Source organism: Paenibacillus sp. FSL P4-0338 (genome assembly GCF_038002365.1).
Classification (GTDB): domain Bacteria; phylum Bacillota; class Bacilli; order Paenibacillales; family Paenibacillaceae; genus Paenibacillus_AQ.
The window spans coordinates 3,379,853-3,402,533 of record NZ_JBBOCG010000001.1 but is presented as its reverse complement, the minus strand read 5'-3'; the positions used below and the strand labels follow the sequence as shown (position 1 = coordinate 3,402,533).

21 protein-coding genes and 1 pseudogene are annotated in these 22,681 nt (G+C 50.7%); 19 read left to right on the top strand and 3 right to left on the bottom strand.

Translation table 11 applies throughout. The features are described from left to right. The first annotated feature begins 43 nt into the window (after window positions 1-43). The 6 genes from MKZ07_RS15030 (at window position 44) to MKZ07_RS15005 (ending at window position 5,722) form a co-directional block, all read left to right on the top strand. Window positions 44-703, top strand: coding sequence for a TerC family protein (locus MKZ07_RS15030; protein WP_036690252.1), 660 nt, complete (start codon window positions 44-46; stop codon window positions 701-703). Window positions 704-915: 212 nt separating this feature from the next. Then, entirely contained in the window at window positions 916-1,428 is a 513-nt protein-coding gene (locus tag MKZ07_RS15025) for a hypothetical protein (protein ID WP_036690250.1), read from the top strand. A gap of 253 nt (window positions 1,429-1,681) precedes the next feature. Then, window positions 1,682-3,526, top strand: a complete 1,845-nt coding sequence (gene typA / locus MKZ07_RS15020; RefSeq protein ID WP_036690248.1) for a translational GTPase TypA — start codon at window positions 1,682-1,684, stop codon at window positions 3,524-3,526. Between the two features lie 155 nt (window positions 3,527-3,681). After that, window positions 3,682-3,978: a YlaH-like family protein gene (locus MKZ07_RS15015; RefSeq protein WP_036690246.1), complete on the top strand. Its 297-nt coding sequence runs from the start codon at window positions 3,682-3,684 to the stop codon at window positions 3,976-3,978. An 87-nt stretch (window positions 3,979-4,065) separates the two neighbouring features. After that, window positions 4,066-5,169, top strand: a complete 1,104-nt coding sequence (locus MKZ07_RS15010; protein ID WP_341026373.1) for an LCP family protein — start codon at window positions 4,066-4,068, stop codon at window positions 5,167-5,169. 100 nt (window positions 5,170-5,269) lie between these two features. After that, on the top strand, window positions 5,270-5,722 hold the full coding sequence (locus tag MKZ07_RS15005; RefSeq protein WP_036690242.1) for a pyridoxamine 5'-phosphate oxidase family protein: 453 nt from the start codon (window positions 5,270-5,272) through the stop codon (window positions 5,720-5,722). A 34-nt stretch (window positions 5,723-5,756) separates the two neighbouring features. Here MKZ07_RS15005 and MKZ07_RS15000 read toward each other — a convergent pair whose 3' ends face one another. Further along, on the bottom strand, window positions 5,757-6,332 hold the full coding sequence (locus MKZ07_RS15000) for a YhcN/YlaJ family sporulation lipoprotein (protein WP_036690240.1): 576 nt from the start codon (window positions 6,330-6,332) through the stop codon (window positions 5,757-5,759). A 106-nt stretch (window positions 6,333-6,438) separates the two neighbouring features. Between MKZ07_RS15000 and MKZ07_RS14995 the strand changes: the two genes are divergently transcribed. Both MKZ07_RS14995 and MKZ07_RS14990 read left to right on the top strand, forming a co-directional pair. Then, window positions 6,439-7,770 (top strand): PhoH family protein, encoded by a 1,332-nt coding sequence (locus MKZ07_RS14995; RefSeq protein ID WP_036690238.1) that lies wholly within the window; start codon window positions 6,439-6,441, stop codon window positions 7,768-7,770. A gap of 378 nt (window positions 7,771-8,148) precedes the next feature. Next, the gene (locus MKZ07_RS14990; RefSeq protein ID WP_341026371.1) at window positions 8,149-9,381 is read left to right on the top strand and encodes an extracellular solute-binding protein; all 1,233 of its coding nucleotides are present in this window, start codon (window positions 8,149-8,151) and stop codon (window positions 9,379-9,381) included. On the opposite strand, the gene MKZ07_RS14985 is transcribed toward MKZ07_RS14990, so the two are convergent. Together MKZ07_RS14985 and MKZ07_RS14980 are read right to left on the bottom strand one after the other, a co-directional pair. Beyond that, a complete protein-coding gene (locus MKZ07_RS14985) occupies window positions 9,373-10,509 on the bottom strand; it encodes a hypothetical protein (protein ID WP_341026370.1) in 1,137 nt (378 codons plus the stop codon). The two genes, MKZ07_RS14990 and MKZ07_RS14985, sit on opposite strands and share 9 nt — an antisense overlap. A 171-nt stretch (window positions 10,510-10,680) precedes the next feature. Next, window positions 10,681-10,917, bottom strand: a complete 237-nt coding sequence (locus tag MKZ07_RS14980; RefSeq protein ID WP_036724295.1) for a DUF2626 family protein — start codon at window positions 10,915-10,917, stop codon at window positions 10,681-10,683. 346 nt (window positions 10,918-11,263) lie between these two features. On the opposite strand from MKZ07_RS14980, the gene MKZ07_RS14975 reads away from it, so the two are divergent. The 11 genes and pseudogenes from MKZ07_RS14975 to mraZ all read left to right on the top strand — a co-directional run bounded on the left by MKZ07_RS14975 (window position 11,264) and on the right by mraZ (window position 22,660). Continuing rightward, complete coding sequence (locus MKZ07_RS14975) at window positions 11,264-11,911, top strand: RsfA family transcriptional regulator (RefSeq protein ID WP_036690232.1); 648 nt, start codon at window positions 11,264-11,266, stop codon at window positions 11,909-11,911. 139 nt (window positions 11,912-12,050) lie between these two features. Further along, window positions 12,051-13,031, top strand: a complete 981-nt coding sequence (locus MKZ07_RS14970; protein WP_036690230.1) for a ketopantoate reductase family protein — start codon at window positions 12,051-12,053, stop codon at window positions 13,029-13,031. Between the two features lie 33 nt (window positions 13,032-13,064). After that, a complete protein-coding gene (locus MKZ07_RS14965; protein ID WP_305954367.1) occupies window positions 13,065-13,424 on the top strand; it encodes a DUF3397 domain-containing protein in 360 nt (119 codons plus the stop codon). A 150-nt stretch (window positions 13,425-13,574) separates the two neighbouring features. Continuing rightward, complete coding sequence (locus MKZ07_RS14960; protein WP_036690226.1) at window positions 13,575-15,287, top strand: peptide ABC transporter substrate-binding protein; 1,713 nt, start codon at window positions 13,575-13,577, stop codon at window positions 15,285-15,287. A gap of 224 nt (window positions 15,288-15,511) precedes the next feature. Next, window positions 15,512-16,444 carry an ABC transporter permease gene (locus MKZ07_RS14955; protein ID WP_036690348.1) on the top strand — a complete coding sequence of 311 codons (933 nt, stop codon included), beginning with the start codon at window positions 15,512-15,514 and terminating at the stop codon, window positions 16,442-16,444. 3 nt (window positions 16,445-16,447) lie between these two features. Next, the gene (locus MKZ07_RS14950; RefSeq protein ID WP_036690225.1) at window positions 16,448-17,395 is read left to right on the top strand and encodes an ABC transporter permease; all 948 of its coding nucleotides are present in this window, start codon (window positions 16,448-16,450) and stop codon (window positions 17,393-17,395) included. A gap of 26 nt (window positions 17,396-17,421) precedes the next feature. Next, window positions 17,422-17,961, top strand: a pseudogene (locus MKZ07_RS33615) (peptide ABC transporter ATP-binding protein); the annotation flags it as partial. Window positions 17,962-17,969: 8 nt separating this feature from the next. Next, window positions 17,970-18,890 carry an ABC transporter ATP-binding protein gene (locus MKZ07_RS14940; protein ID WP_036690346.1) on the top strand — a complete coding sequence of 307 codons (921 nt, stop codon included), beginning with the start codon at window positions 17,970-17,972 and terminating at the stop codon, window positions 18,888-18,890. A 194-nt stretch (window positions 18,891-19,084) separates the two neighbouring features. Beyond that, window positions 19,085-20,716 (top strand): bacillithiol biosynthesis cysteine-adding enzyme BshC, encoded by a 1,632-nt coding sequence (bshC, locus tag MKZ07_RS14935; protein WP_341026367.1) that lies wholly within the window; start codon window positions 19,085-19,087, stop codon window positions 20,714-20,716. 25 nt (window positions 20,717-20,741) lie between these two features. Continuing rightward, window positions 20,742-22,013: an adenosylhomocysteinase gene (locus tag MKZ07_RS14930; protein ID WP_036690222.1), complete on the top strand. Its 1,272-nt coding sequence runs from the start codon at window positions 20,742-20,744 to the stop codon at window positions 22,011-22,013. A 209-nt stretch (window positions 22,014-22,222) separates the two neighbouring features. Then, complete coding sequence (mraZ, locus tag MKZ07_RS14925) at window positions 22,223-22,660, top strand: division/cell wall cluster transcriptional repressor MraZ (protein WP_036690220.1); 438 nt, start codon at window positions 22,223-22,225, stop codon at window positions 22,658-22,660. Window positions 22,661-22,681: the final 21 nt, after the last annotated feature.

Sequence of the window (22,681 nt, the reverse complement as noted above, 5' to 3'; positions counted from 1 at the left end):
CGGCATACATGTAGATACATGGAGTTCAGGGAGGCTGAGGTGGATGGATTCATTATTGCTGCTTGGTGAAATTCTAATGATTAATCTGGTGCTCAGCGGAGACAACGCCATGGTCATTGCGATGGCCAGCAAAAATCTGCCGGAGAAGCACAGGAAGCTGGCTGTCTGGTGGGGGGCCGCCGGAGCGGTCGCGCTGCGTTGTATCCTGACCTTCGCCGCAGTGCTGCTGCTCAAGATTCCCTATATTGAGGCTGGAGGGGCTATGCTGCTGCTATGGATTTCCTTCAAGCTGCTGCTCGAGGACGAGGAAGAGCTGAGAATTGAGGGAAGCCCCAGCGTCTGGAAGTCGGTACGCACCATCCTGCTGGCGGACTTCATCATGAGTCTGGATAATGTACTGGCGATTGCCGGGCTTGCCAAAGGTGATCTGGCACTCATCGTAATCGGGATTGCGATCAGCATTCCGATTGTCGTCTGGGGGAGCGGCATTATCGTGGGCTGGCTGCACCGCTTCCCGGTGCTGATCTTCATCGGTGCCTATATTCTGGCGTATACCGCCGGGAACATGCTGCTGCAGGATGCCAAATTCGGCCCGGTGATTTCGTTCCTGTTGCCGTCGCTTCATGCTATGCTGCCGATACTGCTGGGCATTATCGTGGTTGTTACGGGCATGCTGAAGCACAGGAAAGTATCCGCAGGCTGATAACCGGTAATAATAAGGCTGTACCAAAAGCTGGAAGGCTTTGGTGCAGCCTTATTTCGTTTTTCTAGAGAATGCTCTGCCGCGATGTGTGAAGAATGATGGTGTTTTATGCGTTTATCAGCTAAAATAAAGGGAAACCTGTCGCCGGATTTGTCTGCTGAAGGGGCAAGGACTGGTGAAAAGACACGAAATTTTGAAGGGATAGGTGAAAGATGTCTTCCAAAAATGACATGAAACTGGGTGTGTTCATCGCCGCCGCCGGCCTCGTGATTCTGCTGGGCAAGCTGGGGGTGTTCGGTTTTCTGGGACGGGCCTTATGGCCGCTCATCATTCTGGTTCCGGGCCTGTTCCTGCATGTGCTCTTTTTCACCCGCCGGGCTTCTGCATCTGTACTCATTCCAGCGGGCATACTATCGGTGTACGGCTTGCTCTTCGGCTTATGCAATACCTGGGGCTGGGACCTCATGAGACACTTATGGCCTGTTCTTCTGCTGGGGATCGCGGTGGGACTGTACGAATATTCGCTGTATGCTTCAGTCAGAACAAGAGGCTTGACCACCGCCGCGGTAATTCTGGGGCTGCTTAGCCTTGTGCTGGTTATCTTCACCCTGCTCGGCACCGGGGCGCTCTATCTGCTCGGTGCTGTGCTGGTAGCTGCGGGACTGTGGCTGATGCTGGGGAGAGGCAGACCGGGAAGCCGCAAGAAGTGGAACGGTGGCTGGTAAACAGACCGGCAACACGCCCTGATAGGTTAATTCAAGACCGCTGAGCCGGACATGAGGCAAAATTAGAAAAATTAAGCGGACTTGGCAACGTTTTTTTCAGAAAAAGACTTGCTTTTCATAGTACTTTCACTATAAAATTAAGGAATGTTGGAGCGTCGGCTTTCTGCCTGGCGCTTCTTTTGTGAGACTGCCGTGACATGCTAAGAATTTAAACAGTTTTAATTTGATAAATGAGAGGATTTGGATACAAATCATGCATTCAAGAAAAGATATCCGTAATATTGCGATCATTGCCCACGTTGACCATGGTAAAACAACACTCGTCGATCAGCTTCTCCAGCAGTCCGGGATTTTCAGCGCGCACGAGCACGTTCAAGAACGCGCCATGGACTCTAACGATATCGAACGGGAACGTGGAATTACAATCCTAGCTAAAAATACAGCAATCACTTATAAAGAGTTCCTGATTAACATCGTAGATACACCTGGACACGCTGACTTCGGCGGCGAAGTAGAACGGATCATGAAGATGGTTGACGGTGTACTGCTCGTTGTTGACGCTTATGAAGGCTGCATGCCGCAGACCAAGTTCGTACTGCGCAAGGCGCTGGAACAGCACCTGACCCCAATTGTAGTCGTGAACAAGATTGACCGTCCGGCTGCGCGTCCGAAGGAAGTTATTGACGAAGTGCTGGACTTGTTCATTGAGCTTGAAGCCAGTGACGACCAGCTTGAATTCCCTGTAGTTTACGCATCTGCGCTTAACGGCACATCGAGCATGGTTCCTGAGAAGCAGGATGAGACAATGCTTTCACTTTATGAAACAATCGTTGAGCATATCCCTGCTCCAACTGAGAAGGTTGAAGAGCCGCTGCAGTTCCTGGTAACTCTGATGGACTACAACGAATACCTGGGCCGTATCGCTATTGGCCGCGTCAACCGCGGTGTAATCAAGCAAGGCCAGTCCGTTACAGTCATCATGCGTGACGGCAAGAGCAAGACTGCCCGTATCGAGAAGCTGTTTGGCTTCCAGGGTCTGAAGCGCGTGGAGACAGAAGAGGCCGGCGCAGGCGACATCGTGGCTATTGCCGGTATCAAGGACATCAACATCGGTGAGACGATTGCTGATTCGCAGCATCCTGAAGCACTGCCTGTTTTGAAGATTGACGAGCCTACCATGCAGATGACGTTCCTCGTGAACAACAGCCCGTTCGCAGGTAAAGAAGGCAAGTGGGTTACTTCCCGTAAGCTTCGTGAGCGTCTGTTCAAAGAACTGGAAACGGATGTGAGCTTGCGTGTAGATGAAACAGACAGTCCTGATGCGTTTATCGTTTCTGGACGCGGTGAGCTTCACCTTGGTATTCTGATCGAGAATATGCGTCGTGAAGGTTATGAAATGCAAGTGTCCAAACCACAAGTAATCATTAAAGACATCGATGGTGTTAGATCTGAGCCGCTTGAGCGCCTCATGATTGACATTCCAGAAGATAGCATGGGTTCCGTTATGGAAAGTCTGGGCAGCCGTAAAGCCGAGATGGTCAACATGATCAACCACGGCACCGGCCAAGTCCGTCTGGAATTCCTGATTCCGGCACGCGGCCTGATCGGCTACAACACACACTTCCTGACGCTGACACGCGGCTACGGTGTAATGAACCATGCCTTCGATAGCTATGCTCCACTGGTTGGCGGCCAAGTTGGCGGACGTCATCAGGGTGTGCTTGTTGCAAGCGAAAGTGGAACAACAACCCAATACGGAATCGTGGGTGTTGAGGATCGTGGTATTCTCTTCCTGGATGCAGGTACAGAAATTTATGAAGGTATGATTGTAGGCGAGCATACACGTGATAACGATATTATCGTTAACATTTGTAAAGAAAAAGCACTTACCAACATGCGTACCTCAGGCAAAGATGATACTGTAAAAATGAAGACACCACGTAGTTTCTCTTTGGAAGGTGCACTTGAATATTTGAATGATGATGAATATTGTGAAATCACTCCTAAATCTGTACGTCTGCGCAAAAAGATCCTGAATAAGGGCGAACGCGAGCGTGTAGAGAAGCAGCGTAAGGCGGCGCAAGCCAGCCAAGCGTAAGCGGATGACAATGAAGCCGCCGGATGAACAATCCGGCGGCTTTTATTATTTTTCCGGTAACGGATCTTTCAAATTGCAGGGATTAATAGCAGTACAAAACGGCGGCGGGTGATATAATGTAAGCGTAACTTATGATCCGGGAGGAGTGACGGGTTATGCAAAGCTGGTTCGCTGAGCACCCAGTTATCGCTTATATTGTCATTTTTATCTTACTGACTTATGTGTACAACCGAGTATTCCGCGTCAATCAGAAGCTGCCGGTCGGCAAAGAGATCGTGCTGTATGTGATGATGGCGGCAGGCTCAGGCATGCTTCTTATCTTCCAGCATGACAAGCTGCCGATCATCCAGTGCCTGCTGGTAGCGGTCGGGCTGATGCTGCTTGTGCGGGTCCGCTACCTGGTGGAGGCCCGGCAGAAGCGGAAGGCTGCAGCGGCTGCAAAACGGCAGTAGGCGCAACTTTTGATGATAGGGTTCGTCTAAGTTATTACGAAGTTATCTACTTCAATTCCAGTTGAATGAAAAGGAACTAAATGGATTATGAATACAAGCAAGGGTAATTTGCCACCCAGAAGGAACGGCCAGCAAGGAAGCGCCAATACTAACAGGCAGCAGCCTAGGTCTGCTGCTTCAACTACAACCGCAAAGAAAAAAGCGCGGAAGCCGAAAAAGCGCGGATTCTTCGCCCGGCTGATGAGAGTGCTGCTCACCATTCTCCTGATTGCTGTTATAGCTGCATTAGGCTACGCAGGGTATTTGTACTGGAAGGTGGATCACGGAGGATTCGGAGTGGACCAGTCGGTTGCCGCAGGGCAATCCGCCTCGGAGAAGCCGCTGACGATGCTGCTGCTCGGTACGGACAACCGTCCGAAGCACCCGTCCAACCTGACGGATGTGATCATGGTCGCGGCCTTGAACCCGGAGACCAAATCGGCTACAGTGGTCTCATTACCCCGCGATACATATGTCGAGCTTGGCGGATACAAGAAGACGAAGATTAATGCCTTTTACTCTCGCTTCAAGAGTAAGGAGAAGACCTCCGGGACTCTGGCTGAGGATGAGATGAAGAAGATGATGGGCAAATATCTGGACATTAAGGTCGATTACGCTACCGTGCTGGATTTCCAGGGCTTCCGGGATATTGTAGATGAGTTCGGCGGCGTGGACGTTAATATCAGCGCCAATATGTGTTACACGGACAGTGTGGACGGCACCAACATTAATCTCAAAAAAGGCGAAGCCAAGCTAAATGGTGATAAAGCGCTGGATTATGTGCGTTACCGCAAGTCCAACTGCAAGCCGGCGACGAAGCCATCGGATGATTTTGAACGCAATAAGCGCCAGAACGAGGTACTGACTTCATTGATCTCTCAGATGCAGTCGCTGGGCGGCGTCCTCAAAATCGGCCGGGTGCTGGATGCGGTGGATAATAATCTGGAGAGCGATATCGAGAATGCGCAGATTAAGAGCCTGATCGCAACGTACTGGGATATACCCAAGGAGAATGTCGAATATGTACCGGTAACCGGAACCTGGCGCAGCCCCTATGTATATATTAACGATAAGGAGCTGGACGCAGCTAAGAAAAGCCTCCAGGACCGGATATCCGGAGTGTCCGCTGCAGTGGTCTCAGGCCAGCCTTGAGCAGCGGGCAGGGTACAATCTGTAAATTGAATGCAAGTTTCGTCCTGTGCTATAATATAATAAATTGAAAGTATTCTTGCCGCATAGGGGGCCTGTAACTATGTCTGAAGCCGTTGCTCAGCTCAATGAAACTCTGCTAGCTATGCTGCAATCGGAGACGTTTGTTCTTCTTAATACTGTGGATGCAGAATCCGGAGGACCTACGTCGACTGCGATCTCCTGGATCTATGCTGTGAGCCCTTCCATTGTCCGGCTGGCTGTGGACCACCGCTCCAGACTGGTGAACAACATGAAGGTTAATCCCAGGGTAACGATTACCGTGTTTGGCGAAGGGACGGTGCATGCCATTAATGGTCATGCTGCGGTTCGGCTGGACCCGTTGCCGGATGTTCCGTTTAAGATGTGCTGTTTTGATATTGAGATTGAAGCGGTCCGCAATGCGCTGTTCTATGGTGCGCACCTGGAATCTGCTCCGAAATATGCGAAGGTATACGATGCACGTGCGGCTGAGAAGCTGGACGGACAAGTGTTTGCCGCCATGCAAAAAGCCTAGTGTGCTATCACTAGGCTTTTTTTGAAATTAGCTCCTATCGGGTATTGCCTTGCGGCTCAATATCCTCCGGCAGCTGCGGAATGATCCGGCCGATAATATCGGCCATCTCGGAGGCGAAGCCCGAGACCGGGTTGCCCTTGGAGATATGCTTGCCCATCTCGGCCAGCCTGCTGCTGAGGTCCATGTCGGCAGTCACCAGGACTCTTACGCCCCTCGGGTCCTTGCGGATCGCTTCAGCTACTGAATATTTCACACTTCCGACCCGCGAACGGGTAAGGGCGCCGTCCACATCAATGCCGACCACGGCAAGGTTGTTCATGACGACACAGTGGACGCCTTCCACACCTGGGACTCTTCGCGCTAATTGTTCAAAATGATCCTTGAGTGCCACATCGCTGTCGTGCTTGCCTTCTGAAGGTTGTTTCGAATCCGGGGTGGCCTCCTGTACGGCTGTACCATCTTCCGACAATGTCCGCACTCCGCGGTTCCCCTGGCTGTGCACCGCTTCAGCCGACTGTTTATCCTGAGGAGAGGGTGATGTCTCTTTATTAGCGATACCGCAGCTTGTCAGCAGCAGCAGTACCAGCAACAGACACATTGATTTTCTCATATGTGAGTACTCCTTTCAGCCTGAGAACTAGTAATTTACCTTATCTTGCCCTTGCTGAAAAGAGTTATGTATGATCAATCAAACCAGGCGCTGTGGAGGGGATAACATGAAAAAGATATTCGTACTGGACACTAACGTGCTGTTGCACGACCCCAATTCGATTTTTGCTTTCAAGGCGAATGAGGTGGTCATTCCTGCTGTAGTCCTGGAAGAAATCGACTCCAAGAAGCGTAATGCCGATGAAATCGGCCGCAACGCCCGCACCGTATCGCGTCTGTTAGACGGGCTCCGGGAGCTGGGCCACCTGCATAGCGGGGTGGTACTGGACCATGGAGGCACGCTGAAGGTGGAGCTTAACCACCGAAGCTTCGTCAAGGTACAGGAGATGTTCGGCGAAATCTCCAATGACAACCGGATATTGGCTGTAGCGCTCAATTATCTCCATGAGGAGAACGAGAAGGCTGACCCGAGTCCTGTGGTACTTGTAAGTAAAGATGTTCTCGTCCGCATCAAAGCGGATGTGCTTGGCATAACTCCGGAGGATTATCTGTCCGACCGCACCGGCGATCTGAATGAGCTCTATTCCGGCTGCCAGTCGCTGATGGCCCATCCTTCACTGATTGATGAATATTACAGTCACCGGTTCCTGTCCACGAAGCAGCTGTCGCTGTCCTATCCGCTGTATCCGCATGAATTCGTAATTCTGAAGGATGAGATCGGCAGCGGCAAATCTGCGCTTCTGAAGGTCAACAGTGATGCCTCCCGTCTGGAGCCGCTCTATCTGGGCAACGATGCGGTATGGGGCATCAGCGCCCGGAATGCACAGCAGCGGATGGCACTTGAGCTTCTGCTGAATGATGATATTCCGCTGGTGACCATCACGGGCAAGGCGGGTACAGGCAAGACGCTGCTGGCGTTAGCCGCCGGGTTGTTCAAGGTAGAGGATGAACACAAATACAAGAAGCTGCTGATTGCCCGCCCGGTGGTACCGATGGGTAAGGATATCGGCTATCTGCCAGGAGAGAAGGATGAGAAGCTCCGTCCATGGATGCAGCCGATTTATGATAACCTCGAATTCCTGTTCGACACCAAGAAGGCAGGGGATATCGATAAAATATTGATGGGGCTGGGAAGTATCCAGGTAGAGGCGCTGACCTATATCCGCGGCCGCTCCATTCCGTCGCAGTTCATTATCATTGATGAGGCGCAGAACCTGTCCCGCCACGAAGTGAAGACGATTGTCTCCCGGGCCGGCGAGGGCAGTAAGGTGATCCTGATGGGGGACCCCGAGCAGATTGACCACCCTTATCTGGATGCTGCGAGCAACGGCCTCAGCTATATCGTTGAGAAGTTTAAGCAGCAGGGCATTAGCGGACATATTACACTGGAAAAGGGCGAGCGTTCGCATCTGGCTCAGCTGGCCGCCGATCTGCTCTAACCTCCAACAACAAACCTTATTCCAGCCGGGAGCTCAAGACTCCCGGCTTTTTGCTGCCCGCCCCCGGAAGCGGCGGGAGAGTTTTTGTGCAGTTAAAAAGTGCGATCAGCGGAGGGAGCGGAATTGTTCTGGAGAAGCGTAGCGTTCGCCTTTAAAGACGGATTTCAACCTCTAATCAGTTATTGAATAAGAAATCGGGCTTTAACAGCGATCGGAAGAATAATCCGCACACGCAGCGTCTTGCGCACCTGGGTTTTAACCTGCACTGAACAATCCCACCGTTTCCTTCTATATAAAGAGAACGGTTTCACAACCCAAGACAAGCGCCAGCATCTCTGCTAAAATGAGGAATAAGAAACGCTGAAGGAGAGAGCGCATGTGCTGAAACGCAAAAATTACTGGCTGCTGTTTGCAGTTCTGCTGCTGGCCCTGACAAGCCTGTCACCCAGCATGGAGCTGAATACGGATCATGGAAGCTATCCGCCCAGACAGCCGCTGGACCAATCAGAGCGTCCTCCTTCAGGGGAAGCAGGGGAAATCGAGAGCCTCCAGATCCGCGTCTCACTCAGTACAGAGGAGTTCAGCGTATTGGAGCAGATTAGCAAAGAGTACACTTTATCCAGCGGAGTCAGCGTGATCCTTAAGAATGTGGAGGCGGAAGACGTGGGAGCACAGGTGCGTGATGAACTAACCATTGGGACAAGCCCGGATATCGTGATGCTGGACGGTCACAGCATTTATGATCTGGCCACCAGGGGCTATTTGCTGCCTGTAGATATCTACCAAAGTGTTCCCGGGAGCACGCCGCTTACGATGCTGATTCCGCAGATGCAGTGGAACGGATATAACTGGGGAGTGCCGCTGGATATCGATCCCTATGTCCTCGTGTATTCGCCGGAGCGGCTCGCCGGAATGGGTCTTGCAGAGGTGCCCGCAAGCCTGGAGCAGTGGAATATGCTGCTAAGCCGGCTGAAGGAGGAACCGGAGAAGAAGCGTTATCTGCTGGCTATGGATACGCGGAATCCTTACGGGTATGCCGCCGTGCTGCATAGCATGGGCAGCAGTCTGCACTCCGCCAGCCTTGAACAGGCTAAGTGGACAGAAGCAGCGCGCAGCTCTTTGTATCTGACCAGCCGGTTCAATAAGGAGATCTGGGGGCTGCTGCAGGATGGGAAGCTTGCGGTGGCGGCTGTGCCGCTCTCGGAGTGGAAGAAGCACGGGAATTCGACGCTGGCGGTGCAGATGCCGAAGAAGCAGGAGGGTATATCAAGCTATGAGGTTATTCACAGCCGCTTTTTTGCCCTTCCGGCACAATCAGGCAGTCCGGAAGCAGCGGTCAAATGGCTCGCCTACGTCACTTCAAGCACGGCCCAGCTGGAATGGCTGGAGAACACGGACCGTCTGCCGGCACTGGATGAGTTGTACCGCTCCGCTCAGCCCAAGATTGGCAAGCTGCCAATGGACGCCGGCTGGTTCCTTGCAGAGGATAATACCCCCGGTCCCGGCTCTGAGGCAGAGTGGAGCCGGAAGGCGGAGGCAGCACTTGATTTGTTAACCGGCAAGCTGAATGCCGCCGCTTATGAAGCGGTAGTAAAGCTTCCTTTAGAATGAGAGGGACAGCTTCACATGCAGAATGCCGTCCGAGCTTGCGACCTCGGTGGCCTGCAGGAAGGAGACGATCTTCGCCGGATAGAAGCCGAGATCGAATTCTTCCTCCAGAGCCTGGCGGGTGGTATCCGGCAGCTCCAGACCATTGAATACCACATGATCAACATGGAACATCAAGCCGTTGACAGGCTCCTGCTGTATGGTATAGCGGCCGGTCAGCGACAGCGACAAGCCCCCGCTTTTACCCGTTGCCGAGACTGAATTATCCTTGAACGCAAACCGGAAATCCTCAAACAGCGGGTTCTGGGTGACCAGGAACTCATTAAGATCCTTTTCGGACAGGGCCAGATTATAGGTCATCCCCTTGCGCACCAGTACGCCATCCCGGCTCTGGACGAACTCCGGCAGCTGCTTCATGGCAGAAGCCAGCGCTTTGAAATACTTCCGCACCTCATGCAGGCCGATATTCTCCCAATATTTACTGAACTCCTCCAGCAGCCGCTCCATACTCTCAGGATCTGTACTGGCCTGAATCCCGCCTGTAATCTCCTTATCTAAGGCAAGCACACGCTTCTGCTGCGCTTCGAGCGCTGTTTTGAGCTCTGCCAGCTCCTGACTGCTGCGCCGGGCGGCCGTGAGTGTGCTTTTTAAATCCTTGTACTGCATCTCATATTCCGTGAGCGTCTTCCGGTCCTGCCCCATAATAATCTCATAATAATCGAATAGAGCGATTAGCCTGCTGATGCTTTTGGCGGAGAGGAATGCGGTAAGAAGTCCATCCCGCTCCCCCATATAATAGGCCCGCACAACAGCGCCCGCCCGTTCCTGCTGATCCGCGATATTACTCTGTTTGGCAGCAGCCTGCTCTTCCAGCGCAGCGGCTTTGTGCTCCAGCGTCTGTTGTTCTGCGGTAATCCGGGCAATCTCACGTTCAATCTCTGCAGAGGACAGCGTCTGCTCCAGCAGCTTGCGGGTCGCTTCATCATCCGGCATAGAGGGCGGCGGAGCGCTGACTCCTGAAGTGAAGCCGGAACCGGCGGACAGATACACCGGAGAAGCCGGCGGCATAGCGATGCAGGTGAGGATCAATATTGCTGCGAATAACCGGCGAACCGTATTACGGGATAACACTTGCACCACCACCTTGAACAGAGTTAGACAGGTATGTACTATTAATATGTTTCAGCCTGCTAAAATATCATACTCTGTTTTGCGTCCCCCCGAACTACAATTTTGCAAACAAAAAGAACGGAAATGCTTCTTGAAGGCAAGAAGCCATATCCGTTCATTTCTATATATGCGTTAGAGCGGCAATTCCATCTCAAATATCGTCCAATAGCTGAAGCCTGTAAACGTCAGGATCATATACCCCCAAAAGAGCAGGATGTAGGTCTTTTCCGTAAATTTCATATAGCCCAGAATGACAAAAAAAGCGGTTTGCAAAAAGAATAGCAGGGCCATTTCCGTCAGATTACCGGCAAAAGCCATAAGTCCGATGGTGAGTGTAAAAAATCCTAAAACGCGAAACATGCGGTCCAAGAGAGGGTCCCCCTTCCAGTATGAATCCGGCTAACAGCTGCTTACCATTTATTATAACGGCTCTCTAAAACACTGTAAACGAATTCATTGAAAAAAATTCAAAATTTCATAAAATATATGATTTTTATTATTGACACAAGCCCTCTGAGCGGAAGAGGAGAATTTATAGCAAAAGTAGTATGAGGTGCAGACAAATTGGCAATACAAATTAGTATCAAATAGATTCTATGAACTCTAATAGAGGCATAGAAATGTAGTAAGCAGCTTTTATCCCTATTCACTACCCGGCGGAGCTGCCGGTTCTGAAGATGGTTATTTCATGATGTTGTTAGGAGGGTTAGGCTTTATGACAGCCGTTAGACAGGATGCTTGGAGTGCAGAAGATGATCTGATATTGGCAGAAATAACGCTGCGTCATATCCGCGAGGGCAGCACACAGCTTGCTGCTTTTGAAGAGGTGGGTGAAAAAATCGGCAGAACTTCGGCGGCCTGCGGTTTCCGCTGGAACAGCTGTGTGCGCAAAAGCTATGAGGATGCCATTGGGATTGCCAAAGGACAGCGCCAGAAACGGAGCTATCTGAAAAAACAGCCTGCCTCGCGCGGGGCACAGGTCGCCGGACTGATTCTCGGTGACATTGAGGAAGACTACAGCCGCAGCGAAGGATTAAGCGAGAACAGCTTGTCTATCGATGCCGTCATCCGCTTTTTGCGGCAATGGAAAGGAACGTTCCAGGAGGCCGGAAGACAGCTTAAGATGCTAGAGCGTGATCTGCGGGAGAAGGAAGAGGAACTTTCAGAACTGAGAGTAGAGAATGAACGTCTATCCAGAGAAGTGAATCTTGCCCAGAGCGATTACCGTGTGGTTAATGATGATTACAAGGCGCTGATCCAGATTATGGACCGTGCCCGCAGGCTGGCTTTTCTTAATGAAGAGGATGAAGAGAAAACCCGCTTCAAAATGGATGCGAACGGAAACCTGGAACGGATTGAATAGAAGATTTAGGCAGCAAGCCCTGCGTCCGCGTGCGTTACAGCAACGGATTAGCAGGGTTTTTGTTTTGCTTTTGCAGAGACAAGAAGGATATAATTAGGAAAATTATTGGAGCAAGGCATAGCAGGGGGCAGGGTTTAGCATGAGAGTAGATGTGATAGGCGCGGGGTCACTGGGCCTGCTGCTTGCAGGACGGCTGATTGCCGGCGGGGCTGAAGTGCGGATATGGTGCAGGGGGAAGGAGCAGAGCAGGGCGCTAACCGCAGAGGGGCTGACTGTCAGCTATGAAGATGGCAGGGAGGCAACACGGCTTCCAGGAGGGAGTTTCTCCGCTGCGCCGGTACAAGAATATACACAGTGTCAGCTGGACAAGCCCGGGGAGGTTACGCTTTTAACGGTTAAGCAGAAGGTGCTTCATGAGTCTTTGCCAGAGATTCTCCGGCCGCTAAGCGCCAGGAAGCTTGTCATCGTAGGATTCCAGAACGGCTGCGGACATCTGGAGCTGCTCAGGGGGCTGTTGCCGGGGTCATCCATCTGGGCGGCTGTAACAACAGAGGCGGCCAAGAGGAAAACATTAACAGAGGTTATTCATGCTGGTAAAGGGGAAATATGTATAGGGAAGAGCAGCTCTACTATTAATATTCATGAAACTGATCTGCAGGCATCTGAGCCTGAGGCTATAATTAGTTTCATAGAAGCTCTTGCCTCAGCAGGATTTCACGCTTCTCTGTCGAAAGAAGTGGATACCATCATTTACCGGAAGCTTCTGATCAATGCTGTCATTAATCCTCTAACCGCCATTTGGCGGGTCCGGAACGGCGAATTACTGGCCTCCACTGCACGTGTACAGCTTATGAAGGAACTGTATACAGAGGCAGCCGGGATATTAGAGGCCTGCGGGATTTCCCTTGAGCATGGTGCCTGGGAGGCCATTCTTGAAGTGTGCCGCGCAACCTCGGGCAATACATCATCGATGCTGGCTGATGTACTTGCTGCAAGGGAGACTGAAATCCGCTGGATTAACGGAAGCATTGTAGATATGGGGCTGCAGCAGGGCGTTCAGGCTCCGCTCCACCGCTGGATATGCGGACTGGTAGAAGGCATGACTGTGAGGGAGGGGTGAAGCTGTTTGGAATTTCTCCGGAATTCGTTCGGCGTGTTAAGCGTTATTCCGATTGTTCCTTTTTTGATTGTGTATTTCGCAGGAATCGGGCTCAGGCATGATAAGAGGAAAACGATGATGCTGGCGATGGATGTAACAACTTTATTTTTATTGCTGTCAGTTTCGGGACTGTTCAATATTATTTTTGACTCAACCTTTGGATTCTTTCTTATACTACTTATTGTATTAATATCCGCCGGACTGATTGGCGGCGCGCAAAACCGCCTCAAAGGAGGGGTGGACGGAAAACGGTTACTTCGTGCTGTATGGCGGCTTTCTTTCTTTTTCCTGGGCGTAGGTTACGTATTATTTATGGTTGTAGGCCTCATTCAATACATATCACAAGCGATGTAACGTTCCACTGCTCCGGTGAAGCGTCAACGTCACAAAATTTTAAAGAATTAAAAAAAAGTCGTTTTCAGAAAATATTGCTCTAGATTTTTTTGACCACTGGTTGTATAATCATAAACCATATACCACATTCTATTTAGGGGGAACTGCTAGATGAAGAAGAGTAAAAGTCTATTGCTCATGATCGCAATAGTTCTGGTGATCGGCACAGTGCTTGCAGGCTGCGGCGGGAACAAGAACAACAGCGGCACCAATGCTGCGGCGACGACTGCACCAGAGGGCAGCACGAACACAGGAACAACAGGTGACGAGAAGCTGGCTGCTGACCAGACACTCAGAATTAACCTGATGTCCGAACCACCTACTTTTAACCCAGCGCAAGCTCAGGACAGCCAAGCCAACACCGTCCTGAAGACAATGTACGAAGGCTTGACCCGCATGAATGATGAAACTGGCCAAGCTGAGCCAGGTATTGCCGAGAAGTGGGATGTTTCCGCTGACGGTCTGGTATATACATTCCACCTGCGTGATGCACAGTGGAGCAACGGTGACCCTGTAGAAGCTGCTGACTTCGTTCGCGCATGGAAGATTGTGCTCGATCCGAATACAGATCCTACAGCACCTTATGCCTATCAGTTGTATTACATTAAGAATGCTGAAGGTTACTACACTAAGAAAATTACAGATTTCAGCCAAGTGGGCGTGAAAGCTGTCGATGCCAAGACTCTTGAAGTTACACTGGCAGCGCCAACTCCTTACTTCCTTGGTCTTCTGTCCTTTTATACTTATTACCCTGTACACAAATCCGTTGAGGGTAATGCAAAATGGGCTACAAACAAAGACACTATGATCACTAATGGTGCGTTCACATTGACTCAGTGGACTACAGGCCAAACTCTACAAGTTAGCAAGAACGATAAGTATTGGGATGCTGCTAACATCAAGCTGTCCAAGATTGACTTCTCCCTGGTGAACAGCGGCGCAACTGAGCTGCTGAGCTACAAGAACGGCGAACTTGACCGCTCTGGTGGACCACACGGTGAAATTCCGCAAGAACAGCTTCCTATTGTTGCAAAAGAGCTTCCTAACGAATTCCAGAGAAAAGGTATTGCTGCAGTATACTATTATGAATTCAACATTACAGAGAAACCATTCAGTAATGTCAAAATCCGTAAAGCATTAGCCATGACAGTTAACCGCCAATCGCTGATCGACAATGTAACACTAGGCGGACAATTGCCTGCATTTGGCTTCGTACCTCCAGGTATCGCCGGTGCTGACGGTGAATTCCGTAATGCAGTTAAGGACGACTACTTCAAGGAAGATACAGAAGAAGCTAAAAAATTGCTGGCTGAAGGTCTGGCTGAAGAAGGCCTGACTACACTTCCACCAGTTGAATTGACTTACAACACCAGTGAAGGCCATAAGAAGGTTGCTCTGGCTGTAGCTGATATGTGGAAACAAGCTCTGGGTATCACTGTTAACACTGTGAATCAGGAATGGGCAGTATTCATCGATAACCGCCAGAATCAGAACTTCCAGGTTGCCCGTGCAGGCTGGACTGCGGATTACAATGATCCGATGACCTTCCTGGACATGTTCGTAACAGGCGGCGGTAACAATGATACAGGTTATGCCAACCCTGAATATGACAAACTGGTTAAAGAAGCAAAAGCAAGCTCCGATCTGGCTAAACGTCAAGAGCTGTTTGCACAAATGGAAAAAATGATCATTCAGGATGATATGATTGTTATTCCATTCTACTACTACACTAACAACTCCCTCACTAAAGAGTATCTGAAGGGTGTAACGCTTGATTATAGTGGTGCTATTGACTTAACTCGTGGATATTTGCTTGAACATTAAATTGTATTACTCTTCAGCTTCGCTTAACTAAATAGTGGTTATCTGGAGGGGAGTTACACTTCGGGATATATATGTGGAATTCCATATATATCCCTTTTTTTTGCATTTCGGGCTTTTTGTTAAAGTTTTCACGAACTTACAAAATAAGAAATTAGACAAATGGCCATTTTTTTCATAAAATCTAATTATGTGTCTCAAAAAAGTTAAAGGAGGTGTTGATGGGGATGGTTCGTTATGTTGCTAATAAGTTTTTCTATATGCTTGTCTCACTATTTGTGCTGATTTCAGCGACCTTTTTTCTGATGAAAGCTATTCCGGGGGACCCATTCACGGCTGAAAAGAAGGTTCCGCCAGAAATTAAAGCGCGTTTATACGAGCAATATGGACTGGACAAGCCGCTCTATCATCAGTATTTCAAGTATTTGGGTGAAATTGCCCAGGGTGATCTGGGTGTATCCATGAAGCGTCTGAATCAGGATGTAACACACTTGATCGGCCAGACGTTCTCGGCGTCTCTGAAGCTGGGGCTTATCGCAATTCTTGTGTCGGTTATTGTCGGAGTTTTCCTCGGCATGATGGCGGCACTCTATCACCGCAAGTTTATTGACAGTGCAGCAATGGTGCTGGCGGTGCTGGGGATTGCGGTTCCGAGCTTTGTAGTCGCCTCGCTGCTGCAATATGTGTTTGCTTACAAGTTCCATATGTTCCCGGTCTCCGGGTTCAAAGGGCCGATGTATTATGTTTTACCTGTAGCTGCGCTATCGGCACAGCCCATAGCCTTCATAGCGAGGCTGACGCGCTCCAGTATGCTGGAGGTCCTGCATGCCGATTATATCAAGACTGCTAAGGCCAAGGGCCTAAGCTGGGCTGCCATCTTGAGCCGGCACGTGTTGCGTAACGGAATTCTGCCGGTGGTAACCTATATGGGACCTATGACAGCTAACATCGTGACCGGTTCTGTCGTTATTGAGCAGATCTTCGGTGTCGGCGGTATCGGCAAGCAATTCGTCGAAGCGATAGGTGTCCGCGATTATACTGTTATTATGGGGATTACGATCTTCTATGGTGTACTGCTTATGGTAGCGCGGTTCATCACTGACATTGCTTATGTGTTTATAGATCCGCGTATAAAACTATCTGGCGGAAAGGAGGGCTAACGAGTGGCTTCTGACAAAAACTTGGTATCGCAGGATGCGAACCTGAAACCGGAAGATTTCCGTAAGATTGGAATTGATGAACGGCAGGCTGAAGTCATTCAGCGCGAAAGTCTGTCCGCTTGGCGGGATTCCTGGGAACGCCTGCGCCAGAACAAAATGGCAATGACGGCTCTAGGGGTTCTTGGCCTGATCGTACTGGCTGCGATTATTGGTCCGTTGTTCTCAAAGTTCAATTACTATTCTAATGATTTGCTCAACACGAATAAGCCCCCGTCATCCGAGCACTGGTTTGGTACAGATGATCTGGGACGCGATATCTTTGTCCGCACCTGGTACGGCGCACGAATCTCACTGATTGTCGGCCTTGCCGCTGCTGCAATTGACCTCTTTATCGGGGTTATCTACGGCGGAATCATGGGTTACTTCGGTGGCCGTGTAGACAATATCATGAATAAGATCTCTGAAATTTTGTACTCCATTCCATACCTGCTGGTAGTTATCCTGCTGCTGGTTGTACTTGAACCAAGCCTTGGTACCATTATCCTAGCGCTGACGATAACGGGCTGGATTACGATGTCCTGGATTGTGCGCGGCGAGATTATGCAGCTTAAGAACCGTGAGTTCGTATTGGCTTCGCGTTCGATGGGTGCAGGGTCCAAGCGGCTGCTGTTCAAGCATCTTTTGCCGAATGCTGTAGGGCCGATTATTGTAACGATTACGCTGTCCGTACCGAATGCCATCTTTGCCGAAGCGTTCCTGAGCTTCCTCGGTCTTGGTGTACAGGCTCCGGTAGCTTCACTCGGTTCGATGATCAATGACTCTCTGACCGGCTGGCTTTATTACCCGTGGCGCTTCCTGTTCCCGGCGATTCTTATCAGTTTAACGATGCTTTCCTTTAATATTTTTGGTGACGGTCTGCGTGATGCGCTTGATCCTAAGCTGAAGAAATAGGAATTAAACAATGATGGAACCCATGCGGCAAAGATATTGGCATGATATTTCAAGACCCGATGACTTCTTTGAACCCAATGATCCAAGTGGGCAAACAGATAACCGAAGTTTTGATTAACATCAGAATATATCAGCGGCCGAAGCGAATAATCAAGCTATTGAAATGCTGAAGCTAGTGGGCATTGTGAATGCGGAGGCTCGCTTTAACCAATATCCCCAAGAAATCTCTGGCGATGTGCTACATTCGCTTGGGACCTCCATCATCCTGACAACACATTCTTGGCGTAATTGCCGTGAGATGTGACCGGGTAATCGTAGTACACCAAGGGTCTTGTGCGGCTGGTGCCGCAGCTTACCCGAAGAAGGGCGAGCCGGTGATACCAATCACTTTAGCTTCCCCGGATCTGATTAAGCCGCCGGTCGGTTGTCCGTTCACAGCGTGCTGCAGCGAAGCAGTGCCCCCTGTGAAGGAATGGATTGATCCCGGCATCACAGAGTTCAGTGATACGCTTATAGCGCACTGCTGGAATCTGCATTCGATGGCCAAGGAGGTGCAGTTCGTTTGAGTAAGAATCTGAGCAAGAATCTGATTGAAGTAGAAGGTCTTAAGAAATATTTCAATGTGGGCAAAGGAAGAGTTCTTAAGGCAGTTGATAATATTAGCTTCTCAATCCGCGAAGGCGAAACCCTGGGAATGGTAGGGGAGTCCGGCTGCGGCAAGACTACTGCAGGCCGTACAGTTCTCCGCTTGTATGAGCCGACTGCAGGCAGCGTGAAATACAATGGTACAGATATTTACAAATTGTCCGGCAGCAAGATGAAGACGATGCGCCGTGATATGCAAATGATCTTCCAGGACCCGTATGCCTCGCTTAACCCGCGGTTCACGGTGTCTGACATTATCGGTGAAGCGCTGGACATTCATGGTCTGGCCGGAAGCCGGCAGGAACGCAAGAAGCGGATTGAAGAGCTGCTGGATATGGTTGGTCTTAACCATGATCACGCCACCCGTTATCCGCATGAGTTCTCCGGCGGACAACGCCAGCGTATCGGGATTGCCCGCTCGCTTGCCGTGAACCCTAAGTTCATCGTCTGTGATGAGCCGATCTCGGCACTCGACGTATCCATCCAGGCACAGGTCGTTAACCTCCTCAAGGAGCTGCAGGACCGTCTTGGACTTACTTATCTCTTCATCGCGCATGACTTGTCCATGGTGAAGCATATCAGTGACCGCGTCGCCGTTATGTACCTGGGCAAAATGGTTGAGCTGGCGGAAAGCGAAGAATTGTACGCTAATCCGCTACATCCTTATACCAAATCCCTGCTCTCTGCGATTCCGGTTCCGGACCCAGAGGTGGAAGCGAACAAAAAACGCATTCATCTGCATGATGAGCTGGGCAGTCCGATTTATGCTGCCGGCGAAAAAACAAATGACAGCGACTTTGAGATGATTGAGGTGTCCAAGGGACATTTCGTTGCCAAACAGTTTGCCTAAACTTAAAATGGCAGGTGGAACGTAGGCGGGAGCATTCAGCTCTCGCCTATTCTTTCAATTTACGGATATCCTTCATAAGGATGCTGTATATTACTTTGACGCCGCCCCTAACTTTGGATACAATCATAAAGGGTTTACCGATTTATGGATTACATATAGCAGCAGGTTATTGCAGAACAAGGAGGCCACTATCCATGAATGTTGTACAGGAACCACTGCCGGGCGGATCAGCGCTCGCCAGTGACTATATACATCAATACGAAGCAGTAGGACATTTGTATAGCGGGGATTTCCGCAGTCAGGAGAGCCGGGCTGAACGTGCAGCATGGCTAGATCGTACAGGAAGCCTGCGGGCAGACCGCGCAGAGGTTGTCTCATACTTGCGCAGCTATAACAAGAAGCACAATACCCATGAGGCAGTTCTACGTTCGCTTGAATTGCTGGAACAGCCAGAGACTCTTGTTGTGACAGGCGGCCAGCAGAGCGGCTTGTTCACAGGCCCTCTATTCGTGGTCTATAAGGCCGTTACTACCATTCAGGCAGCACAGGAGGCAGCGGCCCAGCTTGGGCGGCCGGTCGTTCCGTTGTTCTGGATTGCAGGAGAGGATCATGACTGGGATGAGGTCAATCATACCTATGTGCTTAACCGGACAGGCGAAATTACCCGCATTAAGCTGGATAAAGGCGAAGGACCCCGGTCCTCGGTCAGCGAGATCAAGGTGGATGCCGAGAGCTGGCTTCAGGCGGTTGCGCAGCTGGACGGCTTATTACAGGACAGTGAATTCAAACCGCTGCTGATGGAGCTGGTTACGGCTGCATCTACGGGCGCCGGGAATATGACGGAGGCGTTCGCCAAGCTGATGGGATCTTTGTTCGGTAAGTTCGGGCTGATTCTGCTGGATTCTGCCGATCCTGCCCTGCGTAGGCTGGAAGCGCCCATGTTCGCTTCCATGATTGAGCGGAATGACGAGCTGGAGGCAGCTTATCTTGCCGCAGCTGAACGGATTACGGCCAGCGGATATGAGCTTCAGGCCGATGTGACGCCCGGTAATGCGAATCTTTTCTATATTCATGAGGGTGCACGGCTTCTGCTCCATAAGGTGGAGGGGCGGTTCGCAGACCGGAAAGCTACTGTATCGTTCTCCCGTTCCGAGCTGCTGGAGCTGCTGGAGATCCATCCCGAACGGTTCAGCAACAATGTGCTAACGCGCCCGCTAATGCAGGACTATGTACTTCCTGTACTTGCTACGGTGCTTGGACAAGGGGAAATGGCTTACTGGGCCATTCCGCATCAAGCGTTCAAGATCATGGACGGACAGATGCCGCTGATTATTCCGCGCATGTCTTTTACAGTTATTGAGGGAACGCTTCGCAAGCATATGGATAAATACGGTTTATCCTTCACGGATGTGCAGACGGGTCTGGATGATAAACGCAAGGCTTGGCTGCACGCTCAGGATGAGCTGAAGCTCGAAGACAAATTCGAAGAGATTAAGACGGCATTCTGCGGGATGTATGAGCCGCTGATCGAGCAGCTTGGCAGCATTCAGGCGGGTCTGCTGAAGCTGGGGAGCAATAACAAGGATAAGATTATCGACCAGATCTCCTTCCTGCAGGGCAAAGCTCTGGATGCGATGGAGAAGCAGAATGAGGCTGCACTTCGCCAGTGGGAACGGATCGAGTTGTCGCTTATGCCGCTGGGTAAGCTTCAGGAGCGGGTCTATAATATGATGTATTATCTGAACCGGTACGGGCTGGAATGGCTGGAGGAATTGATGGCTGTGCCTGCTGACTACAGCGGAACACACCGTATTATTTATATGTAAGCAAATTATTCTAGGGGGTCCTACCATGAGTTCATTATCCAAGCAAAACAGTATTGTTGCCGATATGTCGCTTGCACCCGAGGGGCATCTCAAAATCGACTGGGTTCGCCAGCATATGCCGGTACTGAACCGTATCCGTGAGCAGTTCGAAGCCGAGCAGCCGTTCAAGGGGCTCAAGGTATCGATCACCCTTCACCTGGAAGCCAAGACCGCTTATCTGGCCAAGGTAGTACAGGCTGGTGGTGCTGAGGTAACGATTACAGGCTCCAACCCTTTATCTACCCAGGATGATGTGTGTGCTGCACTCGTTGAGGACGGCATTACCGTATTTGCCAAGTACAATCCTTCTCCAGAAGAGTTCAAGGCACTGAACATCCGGGCACTGGAGAGCAAGCCGGATCTCATTATCGATGACGGCGGCGATTTCGCCACACTGCTGCACTCCGAACGCCCCGATCTGATGGAGAATGTCCGCGGGGGAGCGGAGGAGACGACGACAGGCATCATCCGGCTGAAGGCACTGCAGAAGCAGGGCATGCTGAAATTCCCGATGGTGGCGGTAAATGACGCTTATTGCAAATATTTGTTCGATAACCGCTACGGTACAGGACAGTCGGCATGGGACGGCATTGTCCGCACCACCAACCTGATTGTGGCCGGCAAAACGGTGGTTGTGGTCGGCTACGGCTGGTGCGGTAAAGGTGTAGCGATGCGGGCCAAGGGGCTTGGGGCGAACGTGATCGTTACGGAAGTGGATGCGATTAAGGCAGTAGAGGCGCATATGGACGGATTCCATGTCATGCCGATGCTGGAAGCTGCGAAGCAAGGTGATTTCTTCGTTACAGTCACAGGTAACCGCTATGTGATCCGCGGTGAGCACTATGATGTGATGAAGGATGGCGCGATTCTCTGCAATGCCGGACATTTCGATGTGGAGGTCAATAAGCCGGAGCTGGCTGAGCGCTCGGTGTCCCAGCGGACGGTGCGCAAGAACATCGAAGAGTATCAGCTGAAGGACGGACGCAAGCTCTATCTCCTGGCTGAAGGACGTCTGGTGAATCTCGGCGCGGCTGATGGTCATCCGGCAGAGATTATGGATACCACCTTCGCACTCCAGGCCTTGTCCCTTAAATATGTGAATGATAATTATAAGAGTATTGGCGTCAAAGTGGAGAATGTTCCCTATGAGCTGGATGAGCAGGTAGCGCGTTACAAGCTGGAAAGTCTGGGGATATCCATCGACAGCCTGACACAGGCGCAAGTCGAGTATCTGGACAGCTGGAATCTGAACGACTAAGGATATGGATCTGCACGAGCCCGGAGCCAATCACATTGGCCCGGGCTTTTGCGTGTCTGCAGGGGATGCAAGAATAGCCTCTTGACAAATAAGAAAAAATTACCTTGCTCCGGAAAAAGGTTTTTGATTTTTAATGGCGAATCTATTATGCTTAGGTGGTGAAAAGTGGGGCAAAGTGGGGAATCGGGATTCAGGGGTGGGGTACAAGCATGTTTATGGGGGAATACCAGCACAGCATTGACGATAAAGGCCGGATCATTATCCCTGCCAAGTTCCGTGATATGCTCGGAACCTCCTTCGTGGCGACCCGCGGCCTGGACTCATGCCTGTTTGTTTATCCCATGGAAGAATGGGGAATCATGGAGCAAAAGCTTAAAAGCCTTTCACTGATGAAATCGGATGCCCGTGCCTTCAGCCGCTTTTTTTTCTCGGGAGCGACGGAGTGTGTATGGGACAAGCAAGGCAGGGTGAATCTGCCGGGAAATCTGCGGCAATATGCCAAGCTGGACAAGGACTGTGTTATTCTGGGCGTTTCGAACCGGGTGGAGATCTGGAACAAGGAGCTATGGGAGCAGTACTTCGAACAGTCAGAGGAATCGTTCAACGAAATCGCCGAGAAATTGGTGGATTTCAATTTTGATCTATAAAACATAACATTTCGAATTACT